The organism is Mycolicibacterium canariasense (assembly GCF_002101555.1).
Classification (GTDB): Bacteria; Actinomycetota; Actinomycetes; order Mycobacteriales; family Mycobacteriaceae; genus Mycobacterium; species Mycobacterium canariasense.
This window is the reverse complement of sequence record NZ_LQOL01000049.1, coordinates 312743-335975: the sequence shown is the minus strand read 5'-3', so window position 1 is coordinate 335975 and position 23233 is coordinate 312743. Positions and strand designations below refer to the sequence as shown.

The following is a 23233-nucleotide window of genomic DNA, read 5'->3' as shown; positions in this document are numbered from 1 at the left end:
CGTCCGACAAGTCAGGTCAGCCAGGACCCCATCCGGGTCAGGGCCTCGGTGATCTCGTCGGCAGCCCCTGCAAAGGACAGCCGGACGAACGACCCGCCGTGCACGGTGTCGAAATCGACCCCTGGGGCGATGGCGACCCCGGTGTCGGCCAGCAACCGCGCGCAGAAGTCCAGTGAGTCGTGCGAGTACCGCGAGATGTCGGCGTACACATAGAACGCGCCATCGGCGGGGGCCAACCGGTCCAGCCCGATCTCGGGCAACCCGCGCAACAACAGGTCCCGGTTCACCGCGTAGTCCTGGACCAGGGCGTCGGCGGTGGCCAGCGACTCGGGATCGAAGGCGGCAACGGCGGCCAACTGCGGCAGGGTGGGTGGGCAGATGGAGAAGTTCCCGGTCAGACAGTCGACGGCGCGGCGCAGCGGTTCGGGCACCAGCAGCCAACCCAAGCGCCAGCCCGTCATCGCGAAGTACTTCGAAAAACTGTTCACCACAATGGCATTGCGCGACGTCTCCCACGCGCAGCTGGTGGCCGGGGCACCGGGATAGACCAGGCCGTGGTAGATCTCGTCGCTGACCAGTTGCACCCGGTTGGCGTCACACCAGCGGGCGATCGCCGCGAGATCGGCCGGGGCGATGACGGTCCCGGTCGGATTCGCCGGGCTGGCGATGATCAGCCCCTTCACCGGCGGGTCCAGCGCCTCGAGCATGGCCACCGTCGGCTGGAACCGGGTCTCCGGTCCGCACGGCACCTCGACCACCTCGCAGCCCAACGCCGACAGGATGTTGCGATAGCAGGGGTAGCCGGGACTGGTGACCGCCACCCGGTCGCCGACGTCGAAGCACGACAGGAATGCCAGCAGGAAACCGCCGGTGGAGCCGGTGGTCACCACCACCGCATCGGGTTCCACATGCAGGCCGTACCGGTGCTCATACGACGCGGCGATGGCCGCGCGCAGCTCCGGAATGCCCAGGGCGACCGTGTATCCGAGATTGTGGTGGGTCAGCGCCTCGGCGGCGGCCGCACGCACCGGTGCCGGCGCCTGCGCGCTGGGCTGACCCGCCGACAAATTGACCAAGTCCCCGTGCGTGCGCTGCCGCTCGGCGGCCGCCAGCCACACGTCCATCACATAGAACGGCGGGATACCGGCGCGCAGTGCCACGGGGTTGGTCATCTGAGCCAGGCTAGAACACCTGGCCCCCATATCGGCCGGCCGGTCGGTGGTGCATGCACAATCATCGGATGGTTCAGGTTGTGGTGGGTGTCGGCCCCGTCAGTGCCGACGACGTCGTGCGGGTGGCGCGTGATGACGCGGCTACGGTGCTCGCCGACGATGCGGTGGCCGCGATCGCCGCGAGTCGGGCGCGCATCGAAGCGCTGGCGAACAATCCCGTCCCGGCGTACGGCATCTCCACCGGCTTCGGGGCGCTGGCCACCCGGCACATCCCACCAGAATTGCGAACGAAGCTGCAGCGCAGCCTGATTCGCTCGCATGCCGCAGGATCGGGGCCGGAAGTCGAACGCGAGGTCATCAGGGCGATGATGTTGCTGCGGCTCTCGACGCTGGCCACCGGTCGCACCGGGGTCCGACCGCATGTCGCCCAGACGTACGCCGCGCTGTTGTCCGCCGGGCTGACGCCGGTGGTCTACGAATACGGCAGCCTCGGCTGCTCCGGTGACCTGGCGCCGCTGTCGCACGTCGCGCTCGCGGTCATGGGTGAGGGTCATGTCCGCACCCGTGACGGTGCGCTGCTGCCGGCCGCGGACGCCCTGCCTGCGCACGGGCTGGAACCGGTCACCTTCGCCGAGAAGGAAGGCCTGGCCCTGATCAACGGGACCGACGGGATGCTGGGCCAGCTGGTGCTGGCGCTGGCCGATCTCGACCGGCTGCTGGTGCTGGCCGATATCGCCGCGGCAATGAGCGTCGAGGGCCTGCTGGGCACCGACCGAGTGTTCGCGGCACATCTGCAGGCCTTGCGGCCCCAGGCCGGCCAGGCCGTCGCGGCCGCGAACATGACGCGGATACTGGCCGGATCACCCATCGTCGCCAGTCACAGCGGACCGGATTGCCCGCTGGTGCAGGATGCCTACTCGTTGCGGTGTGCACCCCAGGTCGCCGGCGCCGCGCGTGACACCGTGGCGCATGCCCGCATCGTCGCCGACCGGGAATTGGCCAGCGTCGTCGACAATCCCGTCATCACCGACGGCGGCACCGTCGAGTCCAACGGAAACTTCCACGGCGCCCCGGTCGCCTATGTACTGGATTTCCTCGCGATCGCCGTGGCCGACCTGGCCAGCATCAGCGAGCGGCGCACCGACCGCTTCCTGGACGCGGCGCGCAACCGCGGCCTCAACGCGTTCCTGGCCGACGACCCGGGAGTCGACAGCGGACACATGATCGCGCAGTACACCCAGGCCGCCATCGTCTCCGAACTCAAACGTCTGGCCCAGCCCGCGAGCGTCGACTCGATCCCGTCGTCGGCCATGCAGGAGGACCACGTCTCCATGGGATGGTCGGCGGCCCGCAAACTGCGCAAGGCCATCGACGGGCTCACCCGGGTCTTGGCCATCGAAGTGCTCACCGCCGCAAGAGGAATCGAGATGCGGGCACCGTTGCGGCCGGCGCCGGCGACCGCGGCGGTGATCGCCGCGGTGCGTGATCGGGTACCGGGCCTCGGGCCGGATCGCCACCTGGCGCCGGAGATCGAAGCGGTTGTCGAATTGGCAAGGGAGGCAAGCTTGGTGACCGCCGCCGAGGCGGTCGTCGGGCCTCTCAGCTGAGCGGATCACCGGCGGGGACGAGGCGTCCGAGGTCATCCAGCAGGGCCTCGGCCGCCGCGAGGTCCCCGCGCAGGTCCCGGTCCGCGTCATCCCAGGGCAGATCCGCAACGAGGGCCAGAGCCTGCCCGGCAACACCGGTGAACCGGCGGTGCAGACCGCGCTGCCGCAGCAGCCGCAACGCCCCGACCAACTCGCAGCACAACAGCACCCGGTAGGCGGCCACCGACCGCTCCAGCTGAAGGGCGCTCTGGGAGGCGAACGTCGCATCCTCCTCCATGCCCCGCGACAGCACGAGTGTCCCGACGGAGGCGGGCTGCGCGGCGGCCCGGATCTCCGCGATGGCCCCGGCGGCGACGTATTCGACCATCATCACTCCGGACGAACCGTCCTCGGCGACGGCCAGAAAAGCGTTGCGGCCATTGGTCTCCGGGTCGTTGAGCATTCTGATCCGGGAGTGCGTGATCGGCGCGGTCAACGCCAGCGCCAGCGTGGTGCCGTCGAGTTCCAGGGACAGAGCTGCCTGGTAGAACGCCCCGTGATGGACCACCTGATCGCCGTCGATGTCGAACAGCGGATTCTCCTGGGCCGTGTTGAGCGTCCTTTCCAGCTGTCCGACAAGAGCTTTCAGCGTCGCCACCACGCTGGCCTGGGCGACGGGGTAGACGCGCAGCCCGTATGGATCCTGGATGCGGGCCGGCCGATGGTCGGGGTGCCCGGCGCCGGTGAACAACGACCGCAGGCGGGCGGCCAGCGCGTCCACCTCGGGTGCGGCGGCCGCGCGTGCGGCCGGGGCGGCAAACGCTGACGGGTTGCCGTCCAGGGCAAGGAAACTCAGCATGTAGATGACACTCGATGCGCGTTCCAGCCGGATCAGTTCGTCGGCGGCCAGGCAGCTGCGGCCGACGGTCAGTGCGCTGCTGCTCATGAACGGCAGCGCGCTGTCCGCGCCCCACGGCGGCATCGCGACCAGCGGTCCGGTGGCCGGCCGCTCACCCATCAAGGTCAGCGCGGTACCGGCCAATGCGGCCAGATCGCCGGTTCCGATCGAAGCGTAGTGCCGCAGTTCGGGCAGGGCGTCGTCGTTGAGCATGCGCTCGAGGCCGCCCAGGATGTGCGGATCCAGCCCGGCTCCCGGGATGCACAGCTGGATCAGGCGGACGGCCAGCATGGCACGCACGGTCCGGTCATCCAGCGGATCACCCGCGTCTGCGGCGTGACTGCGCAGCAGGCGCAGCCCGTAGTCGTCATCGTCGGGTGCCACCGGTGTGCTGCGATTCGCCCCGACGCCGGTGGTGCGGCCATAGGTGGCGAAGCGCGAACTCAGCTCGGCCGCCTGGCGATGCGCCCGGGTCACCGCGTCGAGCACGGCCGGCGCCACGCAGACCTGATCGCGACGGTCCGCCAGCGTCACGACGTCGGCAATCGTGCCCGCTCCGGTCAGCACAATCATGTAATTCTCCTCGTTCTCTACCGCAGGCGGGCGATCGGTCCTATCATCGCCGAAGCTCCAATATTTCCGCTAGATGGAAATCAAATTTTACTTAGTGGCAACAGCGGGTGTCCTGATCGAAACGTCGAGGCCCTAGTTTTCGGTGTCGAGGACAGCGCATCGAGGAGAGGAGGTCACGGTGGCCGAAGCATCCACGCGGACCGTCGAACGGGCGCTGGCACTGCTCGCAACCGTGTGTGAGACCGGCGGCACGAACCTTGTGGACAGCGCGCGGGAATGCGAGTTGGCGCCCAGCACCGCGCTCCGGTTGTTGCGGACGCTCGAAACGACCGGCTTCGTCAGCAAGGACGAGTCCGGCAACTATCGGCCGGGCGGGCGCATCATCCAGCTCGGCGCCCAGGCGTTGAGCAACGAGTCGTTGATCGATCTCGCCAAACCCACCATGGACGCCCTGGTTGCCGAGACCGGCGAGTCCGCCTACCTGTCGGTGCGGGGACACGGCCACACCGCGCTCTACCTCAACATCGTCGAAGGCACCCACTCGGTCCGGCACGCCAATTGGGTGGGCAGGACCGTACCCCTGGACGCCTCGGCCGCCGGGCACGCACTGCGCGGCGACGTCCCCGCCGACGGCTACGTCGTGGTGGAGCGCGGCGTCGAAGCCGATGTCACCGCGATCGCATGTCCCGTGCGCTCGGAGGCTCGGATCGTCGGGGCGCTCAGCCTCGTCATCCCGAGCTATCGGCTGACCGCACCGGAAACGGTGCGGTACGGCCAGATGCTGGTCTCGGCCGCCGCGGAGGTCTCCGCCCGGCTGAGCGGACCCACCAAATCAGGCCCCCCGGAAAGACAGTCATGATCACATTCGACACCGTCTCCAAGGTGTACCCGGACGGCACCGTCGCCGTCGACAAGCTGACGCTCACCGCGCCCAACGGCAAGATCACCGCACTGGTCGGCCCGTCCGGCTGCGGCAAGACGACCTCGATGCGGTTGATCAACCGGCTCATCGAACCCACCTCCGGCACCATCGAACTCGACGGCGTCGACACCCAGTCCCTGGACCGGGTGGCGCTGCGGCGCAAGATCGGCTACGTCATCCAGAACGCCGGGCTGTTCCCACATCGCACCGTGGTCGACAACGTCGCCGCACTGCCCCGGCTGCTCGGCGGCGGAAAGAAGGAAACCCGTTCGGCCGCAATGGAACTGTTGGAGCGGGTGGGCCTCGACGCCAAATTCGCCCGACGGTATCCCTGGCAGCTGTCCGGCGGCCAGCAGCAGCGCGTGGGCGTGGCCCGGGCGCTGGCGACCGATCCCCCGTTCCTGTTGATGGACGAGCCGTTCAGTGCCGTCGATCCGATTGTCCGCAACCAACTGCAGGACGAATTCCTGCGTCTGCAGGCCGACATCTCCAAGACCATCGTGATGGTCACCCACGATATCGACGAGGCGCTCAAGCTCGGCGACCAAGTGGTCGTGCTTCGCGAGGGCGGCACCCTCGCGCAGGCGGCGTCCCCAGCCGAGCTGCTGGCCGCCCCCAAGGACGCCTTCGTCGCCGACTTCGTCGGCTCGGCCCGGGGGTATCGGGCGCTCGGCTTCCACACCGGCGACGACCGGCTGCCGCTGCAGCAGGAGCCGACCATCACCGTGGGGCAGTCCATTTCGACGATTCCAGCGGGTTCGGGACGGTGGGTCCTCGCGGTCGACGCGCACCGGTCACCGATCGGTTGGGTCGACACCGCCGCGGTGTCCGGCGACACCGTGCTCGACAGCGACGTCAACCTGTGCGCCACCACCGCACGCCGTGGTGACCCGTTGCGCGACCTGCTCAACGCGGCCTTGTCCAGCCCGAGCGGACGTGGTGTCGTCACCGACGACGCGGGTGTGTTGCTCGGCACGGCCACCGATCACGACATCGTCGACGCGATCCGACGGGCCAAGGAAGCCAGGTCGGTCTCGGCATGAACTGGATCTCGTCGAACATCGACCGCATCATCGCGCTGACCGTCAGCCACACCTGGCTCACGCTGGTCCCGACGGTGCTCGGGCTGCTGCTGGCCCTGCCACTGGGCTGGTGGGCGCACCGCTCGGGCCGCGGCTACGCCGCCATCGTGGGCACCGCCGGCCTGCTGTACACCATTCCGTCGCTGGCGCTGTTCATCATCCTGCCGGTGATCCTCGGAACCAAGATCCTGGATCCGGTGAACATCGTTGTCGCACTGACCTTGTACACCCTGGCGCTGTTGGTCCGTGTGGTGGCCGACGGTCTCGGTTCGGTACCGCACGACACGGTCGCCGCCGCCGAGGCGATGGGCTACCGCGGTTGGCAGCGCCTGCTGCTCGTGGAACTCCCCGTCGCGGTACCGGTGATCGCCGCCGGGTTGCGGGTCGCGGTGGTGTCCAACGTCAGCATCGTCACGATGGCCGCCCTGCTGGGCATCCCGCAGCTCGGATCGCTGTTCACCCAAGGGTTTCAGCTGCGGCTGTACGCTCCGCTGATCACCGGTGTGGTGCTCTGCGTGGTGCTCGCCGTCGTCTTCGACGGGCTGATCATCTGGCTGAACAAACTGCTCACCCCCTGGCGGCAGCGGACGGTGACGTCATGAACATCGTCGGCTGGTTCACCGATCCGGCCAACTGGACCGGCGCGGGCGGCATCCCCATGCAGATCGGGTACCACCTGCTGTACTCGGCCATGGCGCTGCTGGTGGCGCTGGCCATCGCGGTTCCACTCGGCATCATGATCGGCTACACCGGCCGTGGTGAAGCGGTGGTGGCCGGGTTCGCGAATGCCTTGCGCGCGTTGCCCTCCCTCGGCCTGCTGGTGTTGCTGTTCCTGGTCATCTCACCGGTGGTGGCCGGCAAGCTGGTGTACGTCCTGCCCACCATCGTGGTGCTGGTGCTGCTGGCCGTTCCGCCGATCCTCACCGGAACGTACGCCGGCATCCAGGGCGCCGATCCGCACGCGGTGGACGCCGCCCGCGGCATGGGCTTCACCAGAACCCAGATCCTGCTGCGCGTGCAGTTGCCGTGCGCGCTGCCGCTCATGGTGTCCGGTGTCAGAAGCGCCACGCTGCAGATCGTCTCGACGGCCACCATCGCGGCGTATCTGGGCCTGCAGGGCCTGGGCAGGTTCATCCTGGATGGCCGGGCAACGGCCAGCTTCAGCGAAATGGCCGGCGGCGCCATCCTGGTCGCCGTGCTCGCCATCGTGCTCGAATTCACCTTCGCCTGGATCGGCCGGCTCATCGTCTCACCCGGCCTACGCCGGGTCAGCACCGAATCCACGTCACCCGTCGAAACCTCAGTAACCACCGTCACCTTGGAGAAGGCATCATGAACAAGCGCAGCATCCTCTCGATCGTCGCCGCCACCGCAGTGCTCGCGCTCAGCGCGTGCGGGGGCGGTGGGGGCGACCCCCTCTCCGGTGACGGGAACAACACCGGATCAGCCGGCTCGCAGATCATCGTCGGGTCCGCTGACTTCACCGAGAGCCAACTCATCGCCAGCATCTACTCACAGGCGTTGCAGGCCAAGGGCGTCGGCGTCAAGGAGCAGTTCAACATCGGCAGCCGCGAGGTGTACATCCAGGCCCTCAAGGACGGATCGATCGACCTGGTGCCGGAGTACTCGGGAGCGCTGCTCAGCTACCTGGACCCCAAGTCCACCGCCGCGACCAAGGACGCCGTCACCACCGAACTCAAGAGCAAGCTGCCCGCCGGGATCGCCATGCTGACCCCGTCGAACGCCGAGGACAAGGACGTCGTCGCCGTCACGCAGGCCACCGCGGACAAGTACAAGCTGAAGACCATCTCCGACCTGGCGCCGGTCGCCGGGGAGCTGGTGCTCGGCGGGCCGGCGGAATGGAAGACGCGACAGCAGGGTGTGGTCGGCCTGCGCGACGTGTACGGACTGAACTTCAAGGACTTCGTCAGCCTGGACGCGGGCGGAACGCTGACCATGACGGCCCTGACCAACGGTCAGATCCAGGCCGGTGACCTGTTCAGCACCGATCCCGGTCTGAAATCGAATCACCTTGTCGCCCTCGAGGACGACAAGAACCTGTTCGCCGCGGAGAACGTGGTGCCGGTGATCAAGGCGGGCAAGCAGAACGACACCGTGACCAAGACCCTCGACGCGGTGTCGGCGAAACTCACCACCGACGACCTCATCTCGATGAACGCGGAGGCCGCGACCGGTGCCAACCTCTCCGACATCGCCAAGAAGTGGCTGGCCGGCGCCGGCATCAGCGCACAGTGAACGACTCTCTCGTCAAAGGAACTGCAGTGACCGATTCCAAACCCCATTCCGTGACCGGCCCCCGTCCCGTCCGTGCCCCGCGCGGCACCGAAATATCCTGTCGCGGTTGGCAGCAGGAAGCCGCCCTGCGCATGCTGATGAACAATCTCGACCCCGAGGTGGCCGAGCATCCCGAGGACCTCGTCGTCTACGGCGGCACCGGCCGCGCGGCGCGCAGCTGGGAAGCCTTCGACGCCATCGTGCACACGCTGCGCTCGCTGGCCGATGACGAGACCATGCTCATCCAATCCGGCAAACCCGTCGGCGTCTTCCGGACCAACGTCTGGGCGCCGAGGGTGTTGCTGGCGAACTCGAACCTGGTCGGCGACTGGGCCACCTGGGAGCAGTTCCGCAAGCTGGAGGCCGAGGGATTGATGATGTACGGCCAGATGACGGCCGGCTCGTGGATCTACATCGGCACCCAGGGCATCCTGCAGGGCACGTTCGAGACCTTCGGCGCGGTGGCGCGCAAGTTCGCGGCCTCTGGCCGCTACGAGCACAGCAACGGAACCCTGGCCGGCACCATCACGCTGACGGCCGGGGTGGGCGGGATGGGTGGCGCCCAGCCGCTGGCGGTCACCATGAACGAGGGTGTGGTGATCTGCGTCGACTGCGACGAGAGCCGGATCGACCGGCGCATCGCCCACCGCTACCTGGACACCAAGGCCGCCGATATCGACGAAGCCCTGGCGATGGCGATCGAGGCCCGGGATGCCAAGCGGCCGTTGTCGATCGGTTTGGTGGGCAACGCGGCGGCGGTGTTCCCCGAACTGCTGGAACGCGACGCGCCGATCGACATCGTCACCGACCAGACCTCCGCCCACGACCCGCTGTCCTATCTGCCGCTGGGCATCGACTTCGAGGACATGAAGAAGATGGCCGACAAGGACCCCGCCTACTTCACCGAGCAGGCGGAGCTGTCCATGGCCAAGCATGTCGCGGCCATGGTCGGCTTCATGGACAAGGGTGCCGAGGTGTTCGACTACGGCAACTCCATCCGCGACGAGGCGCGTAAGGCCGGCTACGACCGCGCCTTCGCCTTCCCCGGTTTCGTCCCGGCGTACATCCGCCCGCAGTTCGAGGAGGGCCTCGGACCGTTCCGCTGGGCCGCGCTGTCCGGTGACCCCGCCGATATCGCCGCGACGGACCGGGCGATCCTGGAGTTGTTCCCGGACAACGCCCATCTGCGTCGCTGGATCACCATGGCCGGTGAGAAGGTGGCGTTCGAGGGCCTGCCCGCACGGATCTGCTGGCTCGGATACGGCGAGCGGCACCGGGCCGGGCTGCGGTTCAACGAGATGGTGGCCTCCGGTGAGCTGTCCGCGCCACTGGTCATCGGCCGTGACCACCTGGACTCTGGATCGGTGGCCTCGCCGTACCGCGAGACCGAATCCATGCTCGACGGTTCCGACGCCATCGCCGACTGGCCGCTGCTGAATGCGTTGGTCAACACCGCCTCCGGGGCCTCCTGGGTGTCCATCCATCATGGTGGTGGTGTCGGCATCGGGCGCTCGATCCACGCCGGCCAGGTGTGTGTGGCCGACGGCACGGAGCTGGCCGCACAGAAACTCGAGCGGGTGCTCACCAACGATCCGGGAATGGGCGTCATCAGGCACGTCGATGCCGGCTACCAGCACGCCGCCGACGTGGCACGCGAACGGGGCGTGCGCATTCCGATGTGGGAGAACGCGTGACATCGTCCGGCACCTCGTTCGACAAGCTGTGGCCCGCCATCCTCGACGTCGGCCGCAACCCGGCCAACGGCGGCTATCGCCGGTTCGCCTGGACGGACGCCGATTTGACCCTGCGGGAGTGGTTCACCGGCGAGGCCGCGCGGCGCGGCATGGATGTCGAGGTCGACCGCAACGGCAACCTGTGGGCCTGGTGGCTGCCGCCGGGCTGGTCCGGTGATCCGCGCGACGCGTTCGTGACGGGCTCACACCTGGACTCGGTGCCCGACGGCGGCGCGTTCGACGGGCCGCTCGGCATCGTGTCGGCCTTCGCCGCGATCGATATCGTGCGCGAGCGCGGTGTGGTGCCGGCCATCCCGGTCGGGGTGGCGGCGTTCTCGGACGAGGAAGGCGCCCGGTTCGGGGTGGCGTGCGTCGGATCACAACTGTCCACCGGCGCGCTGAGCGCCGACCGGGCGCGCGGTCTGCGCGATATCGACGGAATCACGTTGGCGGAGGCCCTGACCCGGGTGGGACGCGATCCCGCGCACCTGGGCCCGGATCCCCGGCTGGTCGAGCGGGTGGGCGTGTTCGTCGAACTGCACGTCGAGCAGGGCCGGGCGCTGGATCTGGTCGACGCCCCCATCGCGGTGGCCTCGTCGATCTGGCCGCACGGCCGGTGGGAGTTCACCTTCGACGGTGAGGCCAACCATGCCGGCGCCACCCGGCTGGTCGATCGCCGTGACCCGATGCTGGCGTTCGCCTCCTCGGTGCACACCGCGCGGGCGCAGGCCGCCGCGCATCATGCGGTGGCCACCTTCGGCAAGGTGATCGTGGCCCCCAACGGGGCCAACGCGATCCCGTCGCAGATCCGCGCGTGGCTGGACGCCAGGGCCGCCGACGAGACCACCCTCGGCGCGTTGGTCGAGGCCATCTCGGCGGAAGCGCAGCGGCACGCCGAGCGGGAATCGGTCACCCTGGACGTGATCGCCGAATCGATCACGCCGATCGTCGAATTCCCGGACGGCCCGCGCACCCGGCTGACCAAGGCGCTGCACCACCTGGGCGATATCCCGGTGCTGCCGACGGCGGCCGGCCACGACGCCGGCATCCTGTCCGCCCAGGTGCCCACCGCCATGCTGTTCGTCCGAAACCCGACCGGAGTGTCGCACTCACCCGCCGAGTACGCCGAGCCGGCGGACTGCAATCGCGGCGCGATCGCCCTGGCCGACGTGATGGCCGACTGGGTCACCCGGTGACGGTCACCTGGTGGTGCGAGCACGCCTGGCTGGACGACACGGTGCAGCCGGATGTGCTCATCACGGTGGACGACGGGCGGATCACCGCGATCGCGGCGGGCGCTCCGCCACCGGACGGATCGAAACGGTTGGCCGGCTTGGTGATTCCCGGCATGGCCAACGCCCACTCGCATGCCTTCCACCGCGCGCTGCGGGCGCGCACCCAACGCGACCGCGGATCGTTCTGGACGTGGCGTGACCTCATGTACCGGGTGGCCGATCGCCTGGACCCCGATCGGTACCGGACCCTGGCCCGCGCCGCGTACGCCGAAATGGCGCTGGCCGGCATCACGGCGGTGGGGGAGTTCCACTATCTGCATCACGACACCGGCGGCCGGCGCTACGACGACCCGAACGCGATGGGGCACGCGCTGATCGAAGCCGCCGCCGATGCGGGGGTGCGGTTGACCCTGCTCGACACCTGCTATCTGAGCTCCGCACCGGACGGCGCCCCGCTGCACGACGGACCCCAGCAGCGGTTCGGCGACGGCAGCGGGGCGGGGTGGGCCGACCGGGTGCAGACGCTGCACGACCAGACTCGCTCCCGGCCCGGCGTTCTCGTCGGCGCGGCGCTGCACTCGGTGCGCGGCGTCCCGGTCGGCCAGATGCCCGACGTGGTCGAGTGGGCGGCGACGCACCGGGCCCCGCTGCATGTGCACTCCTCGGAGCAGCGCGCCGAAATCGAACAATGCCGGGCCGTGCACGGGCGCACCCCCACCGCGGTACTACGCGATGCCGGTGTGCTGGGCCCGCGGACCACCGCGGTCCATGCCACCCACCTGACGGCCCAAGACATCACCGACATGAGCGCCTCGGCCACCGGTGTCTGCTTCTGCCCCACCACCGAACGGGATCTCGGCGACGGGATCGGCCCGGCGCCGGCCCTGCTCGCCATGCCCGGGCCGTTCAGCCTGGGATCCGACAGCCACGCCGTCATCGACATGTTCGAGGAGGCCCGCGCCGTGGAACTCGATGAACGGCTGGCCCGGCAGGAGCGCGGCGTCATCGGCGCACCCGCCTTGCTGCGCGCCGCCACCACCGACGGTCACCACACGATCGGCTGGACCGACGCGGGCGTATTGCAGGTCGGGGCGCGCGCCGACCTGGTGGCGGTGGACCTGCATTCGGTACGCACGGCCGGTGGCGGTGCCACCGCGGAGACGGTCGTGTTCGCCGCGTCGGCCGCCGACGTCACCGACGTGGTGGTCGACGGTGCGGTGGTGGTCGCCGACCGCAAGCACGTCCGCGTCGATGTGGCCGCGGAATTGCACGCGGCGATCGCCAACCTGCTGGAGGACGCATGACCATCCTGTACGACGGCATCGTCGAACTGATCACCAACGATCCGGCCCAGGGTGACGGCAGCGCCCTCGGCGTGATCGGCGACGCGGCCGTGCTGGTCAGCGGTGACACGATCGAATGGGTCGGCCCGCGCGCCGATGCGCCGGCCGCGGATCACCATGTCGACTGCGGCGGTGTCAGCGTGGTGCCCGGGTTCGTGGACAGCCACGCGCATCTGGTCTTCGCCGGTGAACGGTCCGCGGAGTTCGCGGCCCGGATGAGTGGGCGGCCCTACGCCGCAGGAGGTATCGCGACGACGGTGGCGGCGACCCGGACGGCCGACGACGCCACGCTGTCGGCGGGCGTGCGCCGGCTCGCCGGTGAACTGGTCGCCGCCGGGGTGACGACGTTCGAATGCAAGAGCGGATACGGCCTCAACGTCGAGGACGAGACGCGTTCGCTGGCGGTCGCCCGCGAATACACCAGCGAGACAACGTTTCTCGGGGCCCATGTGGTGCCCGCCGAGTACCGCGATGATCGCGCCGGCTATGTCGACCTGGTCACCGGTCCGATGCTGGATGCCTGCGCACCGCTGGCCCGCTGGATCGACGTGTTCTGTGACCGCGGCGCTTTCGACGTCGACGAATCCCGCGCCATTCTCACCGCGGGCATCGAGGTTGGCCTACAGCCGCGGATGCACGCCGGTCAACTCGGTCCCAGCGCGGGCATTGCGCTGGCGGTGGAACTCGGCGCCGCCTCGGTCGATCACTGCACCTATGCCACCGCCGCGGACATCGAGGCGCTGGCCGCCGGCAGCACCGTCGCCACGCTGTTGCCGGGTGCGGAGTTCTCCACCCGCGCACCGTGGCCGGACGCCCGCAGGATGATCGACGCCGGCGTGACCGTCGCCATCGCCACCGACTGCAACCCCGGGAGCTCCTTCACCACCAGCATGCCGTTCTGCATCGCGGTGGCGGTGCGCGACATGAATTTCACCCCAGCCGAGGCGCTGTGGGCGGCGACCGCCGGCGGCGCGGCCGCACTGCGCCGCGACGACGTCGGCATGCTGGCGCCCGGTAAGCGGGCCGACTTCGTGTGCCTGGACGCGCCGTCCTATATCCACCTCGCGTACCGGCCGGGGGTGCCGTTGATCCGGGATGTGGTGCGGGCCGGTCAGCCGGTCTAGAACACCTCGGCTTCCAGCCGGCGCAGGTGCTCGCGGGGCGGCCCCAGCAGCTGCGCGCTGCCGTGGGCTCGCTTGAAATACAACTGGATATCGTGCTCCCAGGTGATCGCGATACCACCGTGCAGCTGGATCGCCTCGGCGGTGACCGTCGAGAGCGTCTCGCTGGCCATGAACCGGGCCAGCGCCGCGGCGGCCGGTGAGGGTTCGGCGATCGCATCGTTGACGACGGCGCGCGTCGCCGACACCCGCACATACAGATCGGCCATCCGGTGTTTGAGCGCCTGGAAGCTGCCGATCGGCCGGCCGAACTGCACCCGATCCTTGGTGTAGGCCACCGTCAGATCCAGCGCCCGGCTCGCGGCACCGACCTGCTCGGCGGCCACCAGCAGGGCGGCGGTATCGGCCAGGCCAGGGTCGGCGCCGAGCGGGCTGGTCTCTCCGGGGGTGACGGCCGACAGCCGGCGGGTCAGGTCCATGGTGGTCTTGGCCTGAGCGGTGAAAGTGTTCCAGCGAGTGAGGTTCTCGCCGTCGGCGGCGATCACCACGTCGGCGATGTCCCCGTTGACCACGAACTCGGGATCGAACACCACGGCACCGATCGAGGCGCCTTCGGCGAGTCCCTCGAGCGGCTCGTGCTCACCGGCGGCCAGCAGGGCCAGCTCGGCCAGCGTGGTACCGAGCAGCGGGGTGGGCACCAACGCCTTGGCCAGCTCCTCCAGAACCACTGCCGCGTCGGCCAATTCACCGCCGGCGCCGCCCAGTTCCTCCGGTACCACCAGCGCGGCTGCCCCGACCTGCTCACACAACAGCTGCCAGAGCTGTTCGTCGTAGCCGCGTTCGGATTCCATCGCCGCGCGCACGGCTTCCGGTCCCGCGTGCTTGTCGACCAGCGCGGCGACGGTGTCGCGCAGCAGCTCGCGTTCTTCGCTCATGGTTTAGAGGGCCTCCAGCAGTCGACGGCGGTGCAGGGTCGGATCACCCCAGGCCGAGCGCAGTGCCTGCACCCGCAACAGCAGCAGCGACAAATCGTGCTCCTGGGTGAAGCCGATGGCGCCGTGCGTCTGCAAGGACGAGCGGGCGGCCAGCAGCGCGGCATCGGCGGCGGCCACCTTGGCGGCGCTGACATCGCGCGCGGTGTCCGGCGATGCGTCGGCCAGGGCCAGCGCCGCGCCGTACACCAGTGGGCGGGCCAGTTCGACGGCGATGTGCACGTCGGCCAGCTTGTGCTTGATGGCCTGATAGGAGCCGATGATCCGGCCGAACTGGCTGCGCTGCGTGGCGTATTCGACGGACTGGTCCAGCATGGCCTGCCCGGCGCCGACCAGCTGGGCTGCGGTGGCCAACACGCCGAACTCGTAGGCGCGGGCGGTGTCGGCCGGGCTCGCGGCGCCGGATGCGGTGACGTCGAACAGGGTGCGGGTCGGATCGACCGACTCGTGGCCGGCACCGGCGGTTGCCTCGCTGACCTGACCGTCGGCGGCCAGCAGGGTCAGCCCCGCCACGTCGGCGTTCACCGCGCGCGGCACCGCGGGTGGCTGGGCCACCGTCGCGATCAGCTCACCCGAGGCCAACCCCGCGCCGCGTTCGTCCTCGGCGAGCAGGACCGGGGCGACCGCGATGGATTCGGTCACCGGTCCGGGCACCGCCCAGTAGCCCAGCCGCTCCATGGCGACCACCAGGTCCACGGGGTGCGCGTCGATGCCGTCGAACTTCTCGGGCACCAGCAGTGCGGTGACACCCAGGTCGGCCAACTGGGCCCACACCTTGCGGCCGGGGGTGGTGTCCCCGGCGGCCCAGGCGCGCACCGCGGCGGGCACGTCGGCCGCTCCCAGCGCGGCGTCGATGCTGGCGGCGAAATCGCGCTGCTGTTCGTCGAGTTCGAAGTTCATTTGCTCTTCCCCCCGGAGACCTCACGCGGCAGCCCGAGCAGGCGTTCGGCGATGATGTTGCGCTGAATCTCGTTGGTGCCGGCGTAGATCGGCCCGCCCAGGGCGAACAGCAGACCTTCGGTCCAGGAGTCGACGATCTCGGCGTCGGCGCCTTGCATGTCGAGCGCGGTCTGGTGCAGTGCGACGTCGAGGTCCGACCAGAACACCTTGGTCACCGACGATTCCGCGCCCAGCTCACCACCACCGGCCAGCCGGGTGACCGTACCGAACGTGTGCAGCCGGTAGGCCTGGGCCTTGATCCAGGCGTCGGCCACCCGATCGGTGAACGCCGGGTCGCGGTCGGATTTCCACAGCGCGACAAGCCGTTCCGCCGGCGCCAGGAACCGGGCCGGGCTGCGCAGCGACATGCCGCGCTCATTGCTCGACGTGCTCATCGCCGCCCGCCAGCCGTCGTGCACCCCGCCGATGACGTCTTCGTCGGGCACGAACACGTCGTCCAGGAATATCTCGCCGAAGCCGGTGTCCCCGCCGAGCTGTGCGATCGGCCGCACGGTGACACCGTCGGCCTTCAGGTCGAACATGAAATACGTCAGGCCCTTGTGCCGCTGGGCTTCCGGGTCGGAGCGGAACAGGCCGAAGCCGCGCTCGCCGAACGGTGCCCGGGAACTCCAGATCTTCTGACCGTTGAGCAGCCAGCCGCCGTCGGTCCGGGTGGCCGTCGACCGCAGAGAGGCCAGATCGCTACCGGATTCGGGTTCCGACCAGGCCTGCGCCCAGATCTCCTCGCCGCTGGCCATTTTCGGTAGCACCCGGTCCAGCTGCTCCTCGGTGCCGTGCGCGAACAGGGTCGGCGCCAGCATGGAGGTGCCGTTGGCGCTGGCCCGCCCCGGTGCGCCGGCGCGGAAGTACTCCTCTTCGAACACCACCCACTGCAGCAGGGTGGCGTCCCGGCCACCGTACTTCTTCGGCCACGCGATTACCGACAGCCCGGCGTCGAACAGGACCTTGTCCCACCGCCGGTGCTGCTCGAACCCCTCGAGGGTGTCGTAGGACTTGGTGGGGAACGCGTCCCGGTTGGCGGCGAGAAACTCCCGGACCTCGGCCCGGAACGACTCGGTCTCCTCGTCGAAATGCAGATCCAACTCAGTTCCCTCCGCCCATCTCACGCAGCATCGGTTTGACCACTTTGCCTCCTGGGTTTCGCGGCAGAACGTCGAGGAAGGCCACCGACCGGGGCACCTTGAAATTCGCCAGATGCTTACGGGCGTAGGCGATCACCGCGGCCTCGTCGAGTTGTGTTCCGGGCTTGGTCACCACGAAGGCCTTGCCCACTTCACCGAGCCGGTCGTCGGGCACCCCGATCACCGCCGAGTCGGCGACACCGTCGAGGCGCGCCAGCACCTGCTCGATCTCGGCGGGGTAGACATTGAACCCACCGCAGATGTACATGTCTTTGAGGCGGTCGGTGATGGTCAGGTTGCCTGCCGCGTCGAGGGTGCCGATATCGCCGGTGTGCAACCAGCCGTCGGTGTCGATCGCGGCGGCGGTGGCCTCCGGGTCGTCGAGATAGCCGAGCATCACGTTCGGCCCGCGCAGCAGTACCTCACCCGATTCGCCAAGGCGCAGTTCGAAGTCGGCGATGGGCCGGCCGCAGGTGGTGGCGACGGTGACGGCGTCGTCGTCGGGCCGGCACATGGTGCCGAAGCCGCTGGCCTCGGTCAGGCCGTAGGCCGTGAGCACGATGTCGATGTCCAGCTCGGACTGCATCCGCTCGATGAGCACCACGGGCACCACCGCCGCGCCGGTCACCGCGAACCGCAGCGAGCTCAGGTCGTAACTGCTGCGGCTGGGATGGTCGAGCAGCATCTGGTAGATGGTCGGGGGGCCGGGCAGCACGGTGATCTTGTGCTCGGCAACCGCTTTCATGGCCTGCTCGGGATCGAAGGTCAGCTGCGGGATCAGCGTGGCCCCCGTCTGCAGGCAGGCCAGGATGCCGGCCTTGTAGCCGAAGTTGTGGAAGAACGGGTTGATGCACAGGTAGCGGTCGGCGCTGGTGACCTGACCGCAGGCCGCCCAGGCGGCCGAGGCGTCCAGCGACTGCCGGTGCGCGCAGCGCACACCCTTGCTGCGCCCGGTGGTACCCGAGGTGAACAGGATGTCGGAGACGTCGTCGGGGCCCACGGCGGCGGCGCGGGCGTCGACCGCGGCCAGCGCCTCTTCTGTGTCGCCGTGCGCCACGAACCCATCCCAGGTGCCGTCGTCGGCGTCGATGGGGATCCGGACGATATGGCGCAGCGCCGGCAGCGCGGCCCGGTCGAGTTGCGCGGTGCGGTCGGCGCCGAGGAACTGCCCGGCGGCGAACAGCAGCGGGGCCTGCGTGCGGGCCAGGATGTCGGCCGCTTCGCTGGCGGTGTAGCGGGTGTTCAGCGGGACGACGATGGCGCCGGCGTAGTGCGTGGCCAGCGCGGCGACCACCCAGTGCCAGGTGTTGGGGGACCAGATCGCGACCCGGTCACCGGGCTGCACACCGTGTTCGATCATGGCGCCAGCCGCCACCCGGACCTCGTCGCGCAGCTGCCGGTAAGTGAGGCTGCATTGGTCGGTCACCACCGCGTCATGGTCGGGAAGCCGCCCGGCCACCCGATCCAGCACCGCTGGAACGGTCCGCGGTTCGCTCGTCATTGACGCTCCTCTAACAAAGCAAGTGCTTGGTAGGTTAGCCTACAAGGGTGATAGAGGTCGAGGACTTCCGGGCCGAGGTCCGGCAATGGCTCGCCGAGAATCTCGTCGGCGAATACGCAGCGCTCAAGGGCCTCGGCGGTCCCGGGCGGGAGCACGAGGCCTTCGCGGAACGCCGCGCATGGAACCAACATCTGGCGGCCGCCGGCCTCACCTGCCTGGGCTGGCCCGAGGAGCACGGCGGCCGCGGCCTGACCGTCGCGCACCGGGTGGCGTTCTACGAGGAGTACGCCAAGGCCGACGCCCCCGACAAGGTCAATCACCTCGGTGAGGAGCTGCTCGGACCCACCCTGATCGCGTTCGGCACCCCCGAACAGCAGCAGCGTTTCCTGCCGGGCATCCGCAACGTCACCGAACTGTGGAGCCAGGGCTATTCCGAGCCCAATGCCGGCAGCGACTTGGCGAACGTGTCGACCACCGCGACCCTGGACGGTGACGAATGGGTCATCAACGGGCAGAAGGTGTGGACCTCGCTGGCGCACTGGGCGCAGTGGTGCTTCGTGGTGGCCCGCACCGAGAAGGGGTCCAAGCGGCACGCCGGCCTGTCCTATCTGCTGGTGCCGCTGGATCAGCCCGGCGTGCAGATCCGCCCGATCATCCAGCTGACCGGTGACTCGGAGTTCAACGAGGTGTTCTTCGACGACGCCCGCACCGAGGCGTCGCTGGTGGTGGGGCAGCCCGGCGACGGCTGGCGGGTGGCCATGGGCACACTGACCTTCGAGCGCGGCGTGTCCACCCTCGGCCAGCAGATCCGTTATGCCCGTGAGCATGCCAATCTGGTCGAGCTGGCCAAGCGCACCGGCGCGGTCGACGATCCGCTCATCCGGGAGCGGCTCACCCGATCCTGGACCGGGCTCAAGGCCATGCGGTCCTACGCGCTGGCCACCATGGATGTCGAACAACCAGGCCAGGATTCCGTGTCAAAGCTGTTGTGGGCCAACTGGCATCGCGAGCTCGGTGAGATCGCCATGGACGTCCGGGGCATGGCCGGGCTGACGCTGCCCGGCGGCGAGTTCGACGAATGGCAGCGGCTGTACCTGTTCTCCCGTTCGGACACCATCTACGGCGGATCCAACGAGATCCAGCGCAACATCATCGCCGAGCGGGTGCTCGGCCTTCCCCGAGAGGCAAAGGGATGACCGACCTTTCAGTTGCACCGCAGGAGATCGAGGGACATGGCTTGCTGACGGGCAAGGTGGTCCTGGTGACCGCCGCCGCGGGGACCGGCATCGGGTCGACGACGGCGCGGCGCGCCTTGCTCGAGGGCGCCGATGTGGTGGTCTCCGACTACCACGAGCGCCGGCTGAACGAGACCAGGGACGAACTGGCCGCACTCGGCCTGGGCAAGGTCGACGCGGTGGTCTGCGACGTGACCTCCACCGAAGCCGTCGACGCGCTGATCACCCAGGCGGTGGCCGCGGCCGGCCGGATCGATGTGCTGGTCAACAATGCCGGCCTCGGTGGTCAGACACCCGTCATCGACATGACCGACGACGAGTGGGATCGCGTCCTCAATGTCACGCTGACCTCGGTCATGCGCGCCACTCGGGCCGCGCTGCGCTACTTCCGGGAGGCCGGGCACGGCGGCGTCATCGTCAACAATGCCAGCGTGCTGGGCTGGCGCGCACAGCACTCGCAGTCGCACTACGCCGCCGCCAAGGCCGGAGTGATGGCGCTGACCCGTTGCAGCGCAATAGAAGCCGTCGAATACGGGGTACGGATCAACGCCGTGTCGCCCAGCATCGCCCGGCACAAATTCCTGGAGAAGACGTCGTCGGCGGAACTGCTGGACCGCCTCGCCGGTGACGAGGCTTTCGGCCGTGCCGCCGAACCGTGGGAGATTGCGACCACCATCGCCTTCCTGGCCAGCGACTACTCCAGCTACCTGACCGGAGAGATCATCTCGGTGTCCAGCCAGCGCGCCTGACCATTCCGCCAATTTCCGGCCCGGTGTCGGTTAGCGTGCGAATTCATGCAGCAACTCTCGGCGTGGATGGGTGCGGGCCTGGTCACCGCCGGTGTGTCGGCGGCGATGCTGGCCGGTGCGGGTGTGGCCGCGGCCGACACACCCACCGGATCCGACACCGGAACCTCCTCGGCGAGTACCAGTGAGTCGAAGACCGACGAGTCCAAACCGGCTGACACCAAGACTCCGGCTGACACCAAGACACCCAAAACGGAAACCGACGGCCAGGATTCACCCAAACCGCCGACCACGCATCGCAAGAAGAAAAAGGCCGACGCCCAGACGAGGGCCTCCTCGGCCACCACGGCCGAGCCCGCCACCCCCTCGATGCGTGCCACCTCGGTACCCAAAGAGCCAGCCACCCCGGCTATTTCGGCCTACGCGGCCCCGCTCGCGGCGGCGAGCGGCAACGCCGTGCCGCGGGTGCCGGCGGTGGTCGGGCTTGTCCAGTCCGTCGTCACCGGGGTCGCCCGCCAGGTGCGGGTCATCGTCAACGGGGTCAGCGCGGTCACGGTGGCGGTGGTGCGCGCCGCGCAGACCGTGGTCACCGGCCCGCCGCCGAAGTCGTCGGCCGAAGCATTCCAGCGTTTCGTCTACGCGCCGGTTCACACGGTGGCCGAGGCCTGGATCGATACCGAGCTCGGCCGTCAGGTCAACGGTGTCATCAACAGGGCCGCCGGATCGTACGTGATCGGTGACGGAGCCGACGGCACCGCAGCGCATCCCGACGGCGGGGCGGCCGGTTGGTTGCTCGGCGACGGCGGCAAAGGCTGGAACAGCACCGAAGCCGGGGTGGCCGGCGGGGCCGGTGGCAAGGCCGGACTGCTCGGCAACGGCGGTGAGGGTGGCAACGGCGGAACCGCGGCGGCCGGCGGCCGCGGTGGCGCCGGTGGTCTGCTGATGGGTATCGGCGGCGACGGCGGAGACGGTGGGACAGGCCAGGTCGGCGGTGCCGGTGGATTCGGCGGCGACGCAACCGGTTTGGTGTTCGGCATCGGCGGTGCCGGCGGGGACGGTGGTGCCGGACCCGATGGCGGCAGGGGCGGCAACGGTGGGGACGGCGCGCGGCTGCTCGGCAGCGGTGGCGACGGCGGGGATGCCGGTAAGAGCGGCGTGGGCGGAACTGCCACCACGCTGCCGGCCCTCGGTGGTGCCGGCGGCAATGGCGGCCTGCTCGGAACACACGGGGACGTCGGGCATTTCGGGACCGGCACGGCGATCCCGGGGAGTTCGGGCACGGGCCTGTCCGCCACCGGAACCTGGATCACCAACAGCGACGGGCAGGTCGTCATCCTGCACGGCGTCAATGAGGTCTACAAGATCGCGCCCTATGATCCGGCCGCCAGCGGCTTCAGCGAGGATGACGCGGAGTTCTTGGCGGCCAACGGGTTCAACGTGGTGCGCCTGGGTGTCATCTGGGCGGCGGTGGAACCCGAACCCGGCGTCTACGACACCGCTTACCTGGCGTCGCTCGAACAGACCGTGCAGATGCTGGCCGATCACGGCATCTACACGCTGCTCGACATGCACCAGGACCTCTACGGTGGCACCTTCGCCGGTGAGGGCGCGCCCGAGTGGGCGACGCAGACCGGTGGGCTGCCCAACCAGAACTTCGGTTTCCCGGGCAGCTACTACCTGAACCCCGCCATGAACTACGCCTGGACCCGGTTCTGGAACAACGCCGAGTCGCCGACCGGGCTCGGGTTACAGGACGCCTACGCCCAGATGTGGGAGAACGTCGCGAGCCACTTCAGCGGCAATCCGGCCGTGATCGGGTACGACGTGATGAACGAGCCGTTCCCCGGCTTCTCCTGGCTACCGACGCTGCTGGGTAGCCCGCACTTCGGATACCAACAGTTGACCCCGTTCTACAACCAGGTGATAGCGGCCATCCGGGCCGTCGACCCGACCACGGCGGTGTATATCGAGCCGGCCAACCCGGCGGTCTCCGAGATCCTGGACATCCTCGGCTTCCCCACCATGCTGGGCACCGTCGACGACCCGAATGTCGTGTTGGCATTCCACGATTACTGCGGCGGGCCCAGCCTGAGCGCGCTGTGCGGATACATCGCCAAAGCCCTGGCCCGCGGCGCGCACGACTACGCCGAGCACCGCGATATCCCGGCGTTCATGAACGAGTTCGGGGCCACCAGTGCCAGCGGTGATCTGACGGCGCAGCTGCGCGCCGCCGACCGCTACCTGATGAGCTGGGCGGTGTGGGCCTACACGGGTAAGGGCGATATCACCACCAGCGGAACGCACGACGGTGAGGCGCTGGTCTATGACCCGGCGTTGCCGCCGACCGGTGACAATGTCAACACCGGCAATCTGAAGCTGCTGTCGGCGCCCTATCCGCAGGCCGTGTCGGGCACCCCGACGTCGTGGAGTTACCGCGACGGCACCTTCCGGTTCAGCTACTCGACCACCAAGGCCGACGGTTCGGGGAGCTTCCCGGCCGGGGCGCAGACCACCATCTCGGTGCCCGCCGTCCAGTTCCCCGACGGGTATCAGGTGAGCGTCACCGGCGGGCAGGTGGTCTCGGCGCCCGGGGCGGCGCAACTGGTCATCGCCGCCGACGGGGCGGGCGCGGTGAGCGTGGTCGTGACGGGTGCGGGGGTGACGCCGGCATCGGCATGAGCCAAGCCATCAACCACATATTCGACCTAGCAAGCGCTT

General features: G+C 69.1%; 19 protein-coding genes. 13 read left to right on the top strand and 6 right to left on the bottom strand.

The annotated features are described in order from the left end of the window. Positions 1-11 precede the first annotated feature (11 nt). Complete coding sequence (locus tag AWB94_RS14330; RefSeq protein WP_062655928.1) at positions 12-1172, bottom strand: pyridoxal phosphate-dependent aminotransferase; 1161 nt, start codon at positions 1170-1172, stop codon at positions 12-14. 68 nt (positions 1173-1240) lie between these two features. On the opposite strand from AWB94_RS14330, the gene hutH reads away from it, so the two are divergent. Continuing rightward, positions 1241-2779: a histidine ammonia-lyase gene (gene hutH, locus AWB94_RS14325; RefSeq protein WP_109762135.1), complete on the top strand. Its 1539-nt coding sequence runs from the start codon at positions 1241-1243 to the stop codon at positions 2777-2779. Here the strand turns inward: hutH and AWB94_RS14320 are convergent. Continuing rightward, positions 2772-4229 carry an aromatic amino acid lyase gene (locus AWB94_RS14320; RefSeq protein WP_062655926.1) on the bottom strand — a complete coding sequence of 486 codons (1458 nt, stop codon included), beginning with the start codon at positions 4227-4229 and terminating at the stop codon, positions 2772-2774. The genes hutH and AWB94_RS14320 overlap by 8 nt on opposite strands. A gap of 178 nt (positions 4230-4407) precedes the next feature. On the opposite strand from AWB94_RS14320, the gene AWB94_RS14315 reads away from it, so the two are divergent. Genes AWB94_RS14315 through hutI form a run of 9 tightly spaced genes read left to right on the top strand, consistent with a single transcriptional unit; the run spans position 4408 to position 13963 of the window. Further along, the gene (locus AWB94_RS14315; protein ID WP_036397624.1) at positions 4408-5088 is read left to right on the top strand and encodes an IclR family transcriptional regulator; all 681 of its coding nucleotides are present in this window, start codon (positions 4408-4410) and stop codon (positions 5086-5088) included. Then, entirely contained in the window at positions 5085-6194 is a 1110-nt protein-coding gene (locus AWB94_RS14310) for an ABC transporter ATP-binding protein (protein ID WP_062655925.1), read from the top strand. Before AWB94_RS14315 ends, AWB94_RS14310 begins: the two co-directional genes overlap by 4 nt. Then, positions 6191-6835, top strand: coding sequence for an ABC transporter permease (locus tag AWB94_RS14305; protein ID WP_036397622.1), 645 nt, complete (start codon positions 6191-6193; stop codon positions 6833-6835). Before AWB94_RS14310 ends, AWB94_RS14305 begins: the two co-directional genes overlap by 4 nt. Next, entirely contained in the window at positions 6832-7569 is a 738-nt protein-coding gene (locus tag AWB94_RS14300) for an ABC transporter permease (RefSeq protein WP_062655924.1), read from the top strand. The genes AWB94_RS14305 and AWB94_RS14300 overlap by 4 nt, the downstream gene beginning before the upstream one ends. Next, positions 7566-8489 (top strand): ABC transporter substrate-binding protein, encoded by a 924-nt coding sequence (locus AWB94_RS14295; protein ID WP_024451558.1) that lies wholly within the window; start codon positions 7566-7568, stop codon positions 8487-8489. The genes AWB94_RS14300 and AWB94_RS14295 overlap by 4 nt, the downstream gene beginning before the upstream one ends. Positions 8490-8515: 26 nt before the next feature. Then, the gene (gene hutU, locus AWB94_RS14290; protein ID WP_024451557.1) at positions 8516-10222 is read left to right on the top strand and encodes a urocanate hydratase; all 1707 of its coding nucleotides are present in this window, start codon (positions 8516-8518) and stop codon (positions 10220-10222) included. Further along, positions 10219-11457 (top strand): allantoate amidohydrolase, encoded by a 1239-nt coding sequence (locus AWB94_RS14285; protein WP_024451556.1) that lies wholly within the window; start codon positions 10219-10221, stop codon positions 11455-11457. Before hutU ends, AWB94_RS14285 begins: the two co-directional genes overlap by 4 nt. After that, positions 11454-12800: a formimidoylglutamate deiminase gene (locus tag AWB94_RS14280; protein WP_234811738.1), complete on the top strand. Its 1347-nt coding sequence runs from the start codon at positions 11454-11456 to the stop codon at positions 12798-12800. Before AWB94_RS14285 ends, AWB94_RS14280 begins: the two co-directional genes overlap by 4 nt. Beyond that, the gene (hutI, locus tag AWB94_RS14275) at positions 12797-13963 is read left to right on the top strand and encodes an imidazolonepropionase (RefSeq protein ID WP_062655923.1); all 1167 of its coding nucleotides are present in this window, start codon (positions 12797-12799) and stop codon (positions 13961-13963) included. The genes AWB94_RS14280 and hutI overlap by 4 nt, the downstream gene beginning before the upstream one ends. Here the strand turns inward: hutI and ipdE2 are convergent. Genes ipdE2 through fadD3 form a run of 4 tightly spaced genes read right to left on the bottom strand, consistent with a single transcriptional unit; the run spans position 13960 to position 18534 of the window. Then, a complete protein-coding gene (gene ipdE2 / locus AWB94_RS14270; RefSeq protein WP_062655922.1) occupies positions 13960-14895 on the bottom strand; it encodes an acyl-CoA dehydrogenase IpdE2 in 936 nt (311 codons plus the stop codon). The genes hutI and ipdE2 overlap by 4 nt on opposite strands. Positions 14896-14898: 3 nt before the next feature. Further along, positions 14899-15852 carry an acyl-CoA dehydrogenase family protein gene (locus AWB94_RS14265; protein ID WP_062655921.1) on the bottom strand — a complete coding sequence of 318 codons (954 nt, stop codon included), beginning with the start codon at positions 15850-15852 and terminating at the stop codon, positions 14899-14901. Further along, complete coding sequence (locus tag AWB94_RS14260; RefSeq protein ID WP_062655920.1) at positions 15849-16994, bottom strand: acyl-CoA dehydrogenase family protein; 1146 nt, start codon at positions 16992-16994, stop codon at positions 15849-15851. Before AWB94_RS14260 ends, AWB94_RS14265 begins: the two co-directional genes overlap by 4 nt. A 1-nt stretch (position 16995) precedes the next feature. After that, positions 16996-18534, bottom strand: a complete 1539-nt coding sequence (gene fadD3, locus AWB94_RS14255) for a 3-((3aS,4S,7aS)-7a-methyl-1,5-dioxo-octahydro-1H-inden-4-yl)propanoate--CoA ligase FadD3 (protein ID WP_062655919.1) — start codon at positions 18532-18534, stop codon at positions 16996-16998. Positions 18535-18581: 47 nt separating this feature from the next. On the opposite strand from fadD3, the gene ipdE1 reads away from it, so the two are divergent. Genes ipdE1 through AWB94_RS36280 form a run of 3 tightly spaced genes read left to right on the top strand, consistent with a single transcriptional unit; the run spans position 18582 to position 23194 of the window. Beyond that, positions 18582-19730 (top strand): acyl-CoA dehydrogenase IpdE1, encoded by a 1149-nt coding sequence (gene ipdE1 / locus AWB94_RS14250; RefSeq protein WP_062655918.1) that lies wholly within the window; start codon positions 18582-18584, stop codon positions 19728-19730. Beyond that, positions 19727-20518 carry a (5R,7aS)-5-hydroxy-7a-methyl-1-oxo-2,3,5,6,7,7a-hexahydro-1H-indene-carboxyl-CoA reductase gene (gene ipdF / locus AWB94_RS14245; RefSeq protein WP_062655917.1) on the top strand — a complete coding sequence of 264 codons (792 nt, stop codon included), beginning with the start codon at positions 19727-19729 and terminating at the stop codon, positions 20516-20518. Before ipdE1 ends, ipdF begins: the two co-directional genes overlap by 4 nt. A gap of 45 nt (positions 20519-20563) precedes the next feature. After that, complete coding sequence (locus AWB94_RS36280; RefSeq protein WP_062655916.1) at positions 20564-23194, top strand: cellulase family glycosylhydrolase; 2631 nt, start codon at positions 20564-20566, stop codon at positions 23192-23194. Positions 23195-23233: the final 39 nt, after the last annotated feature.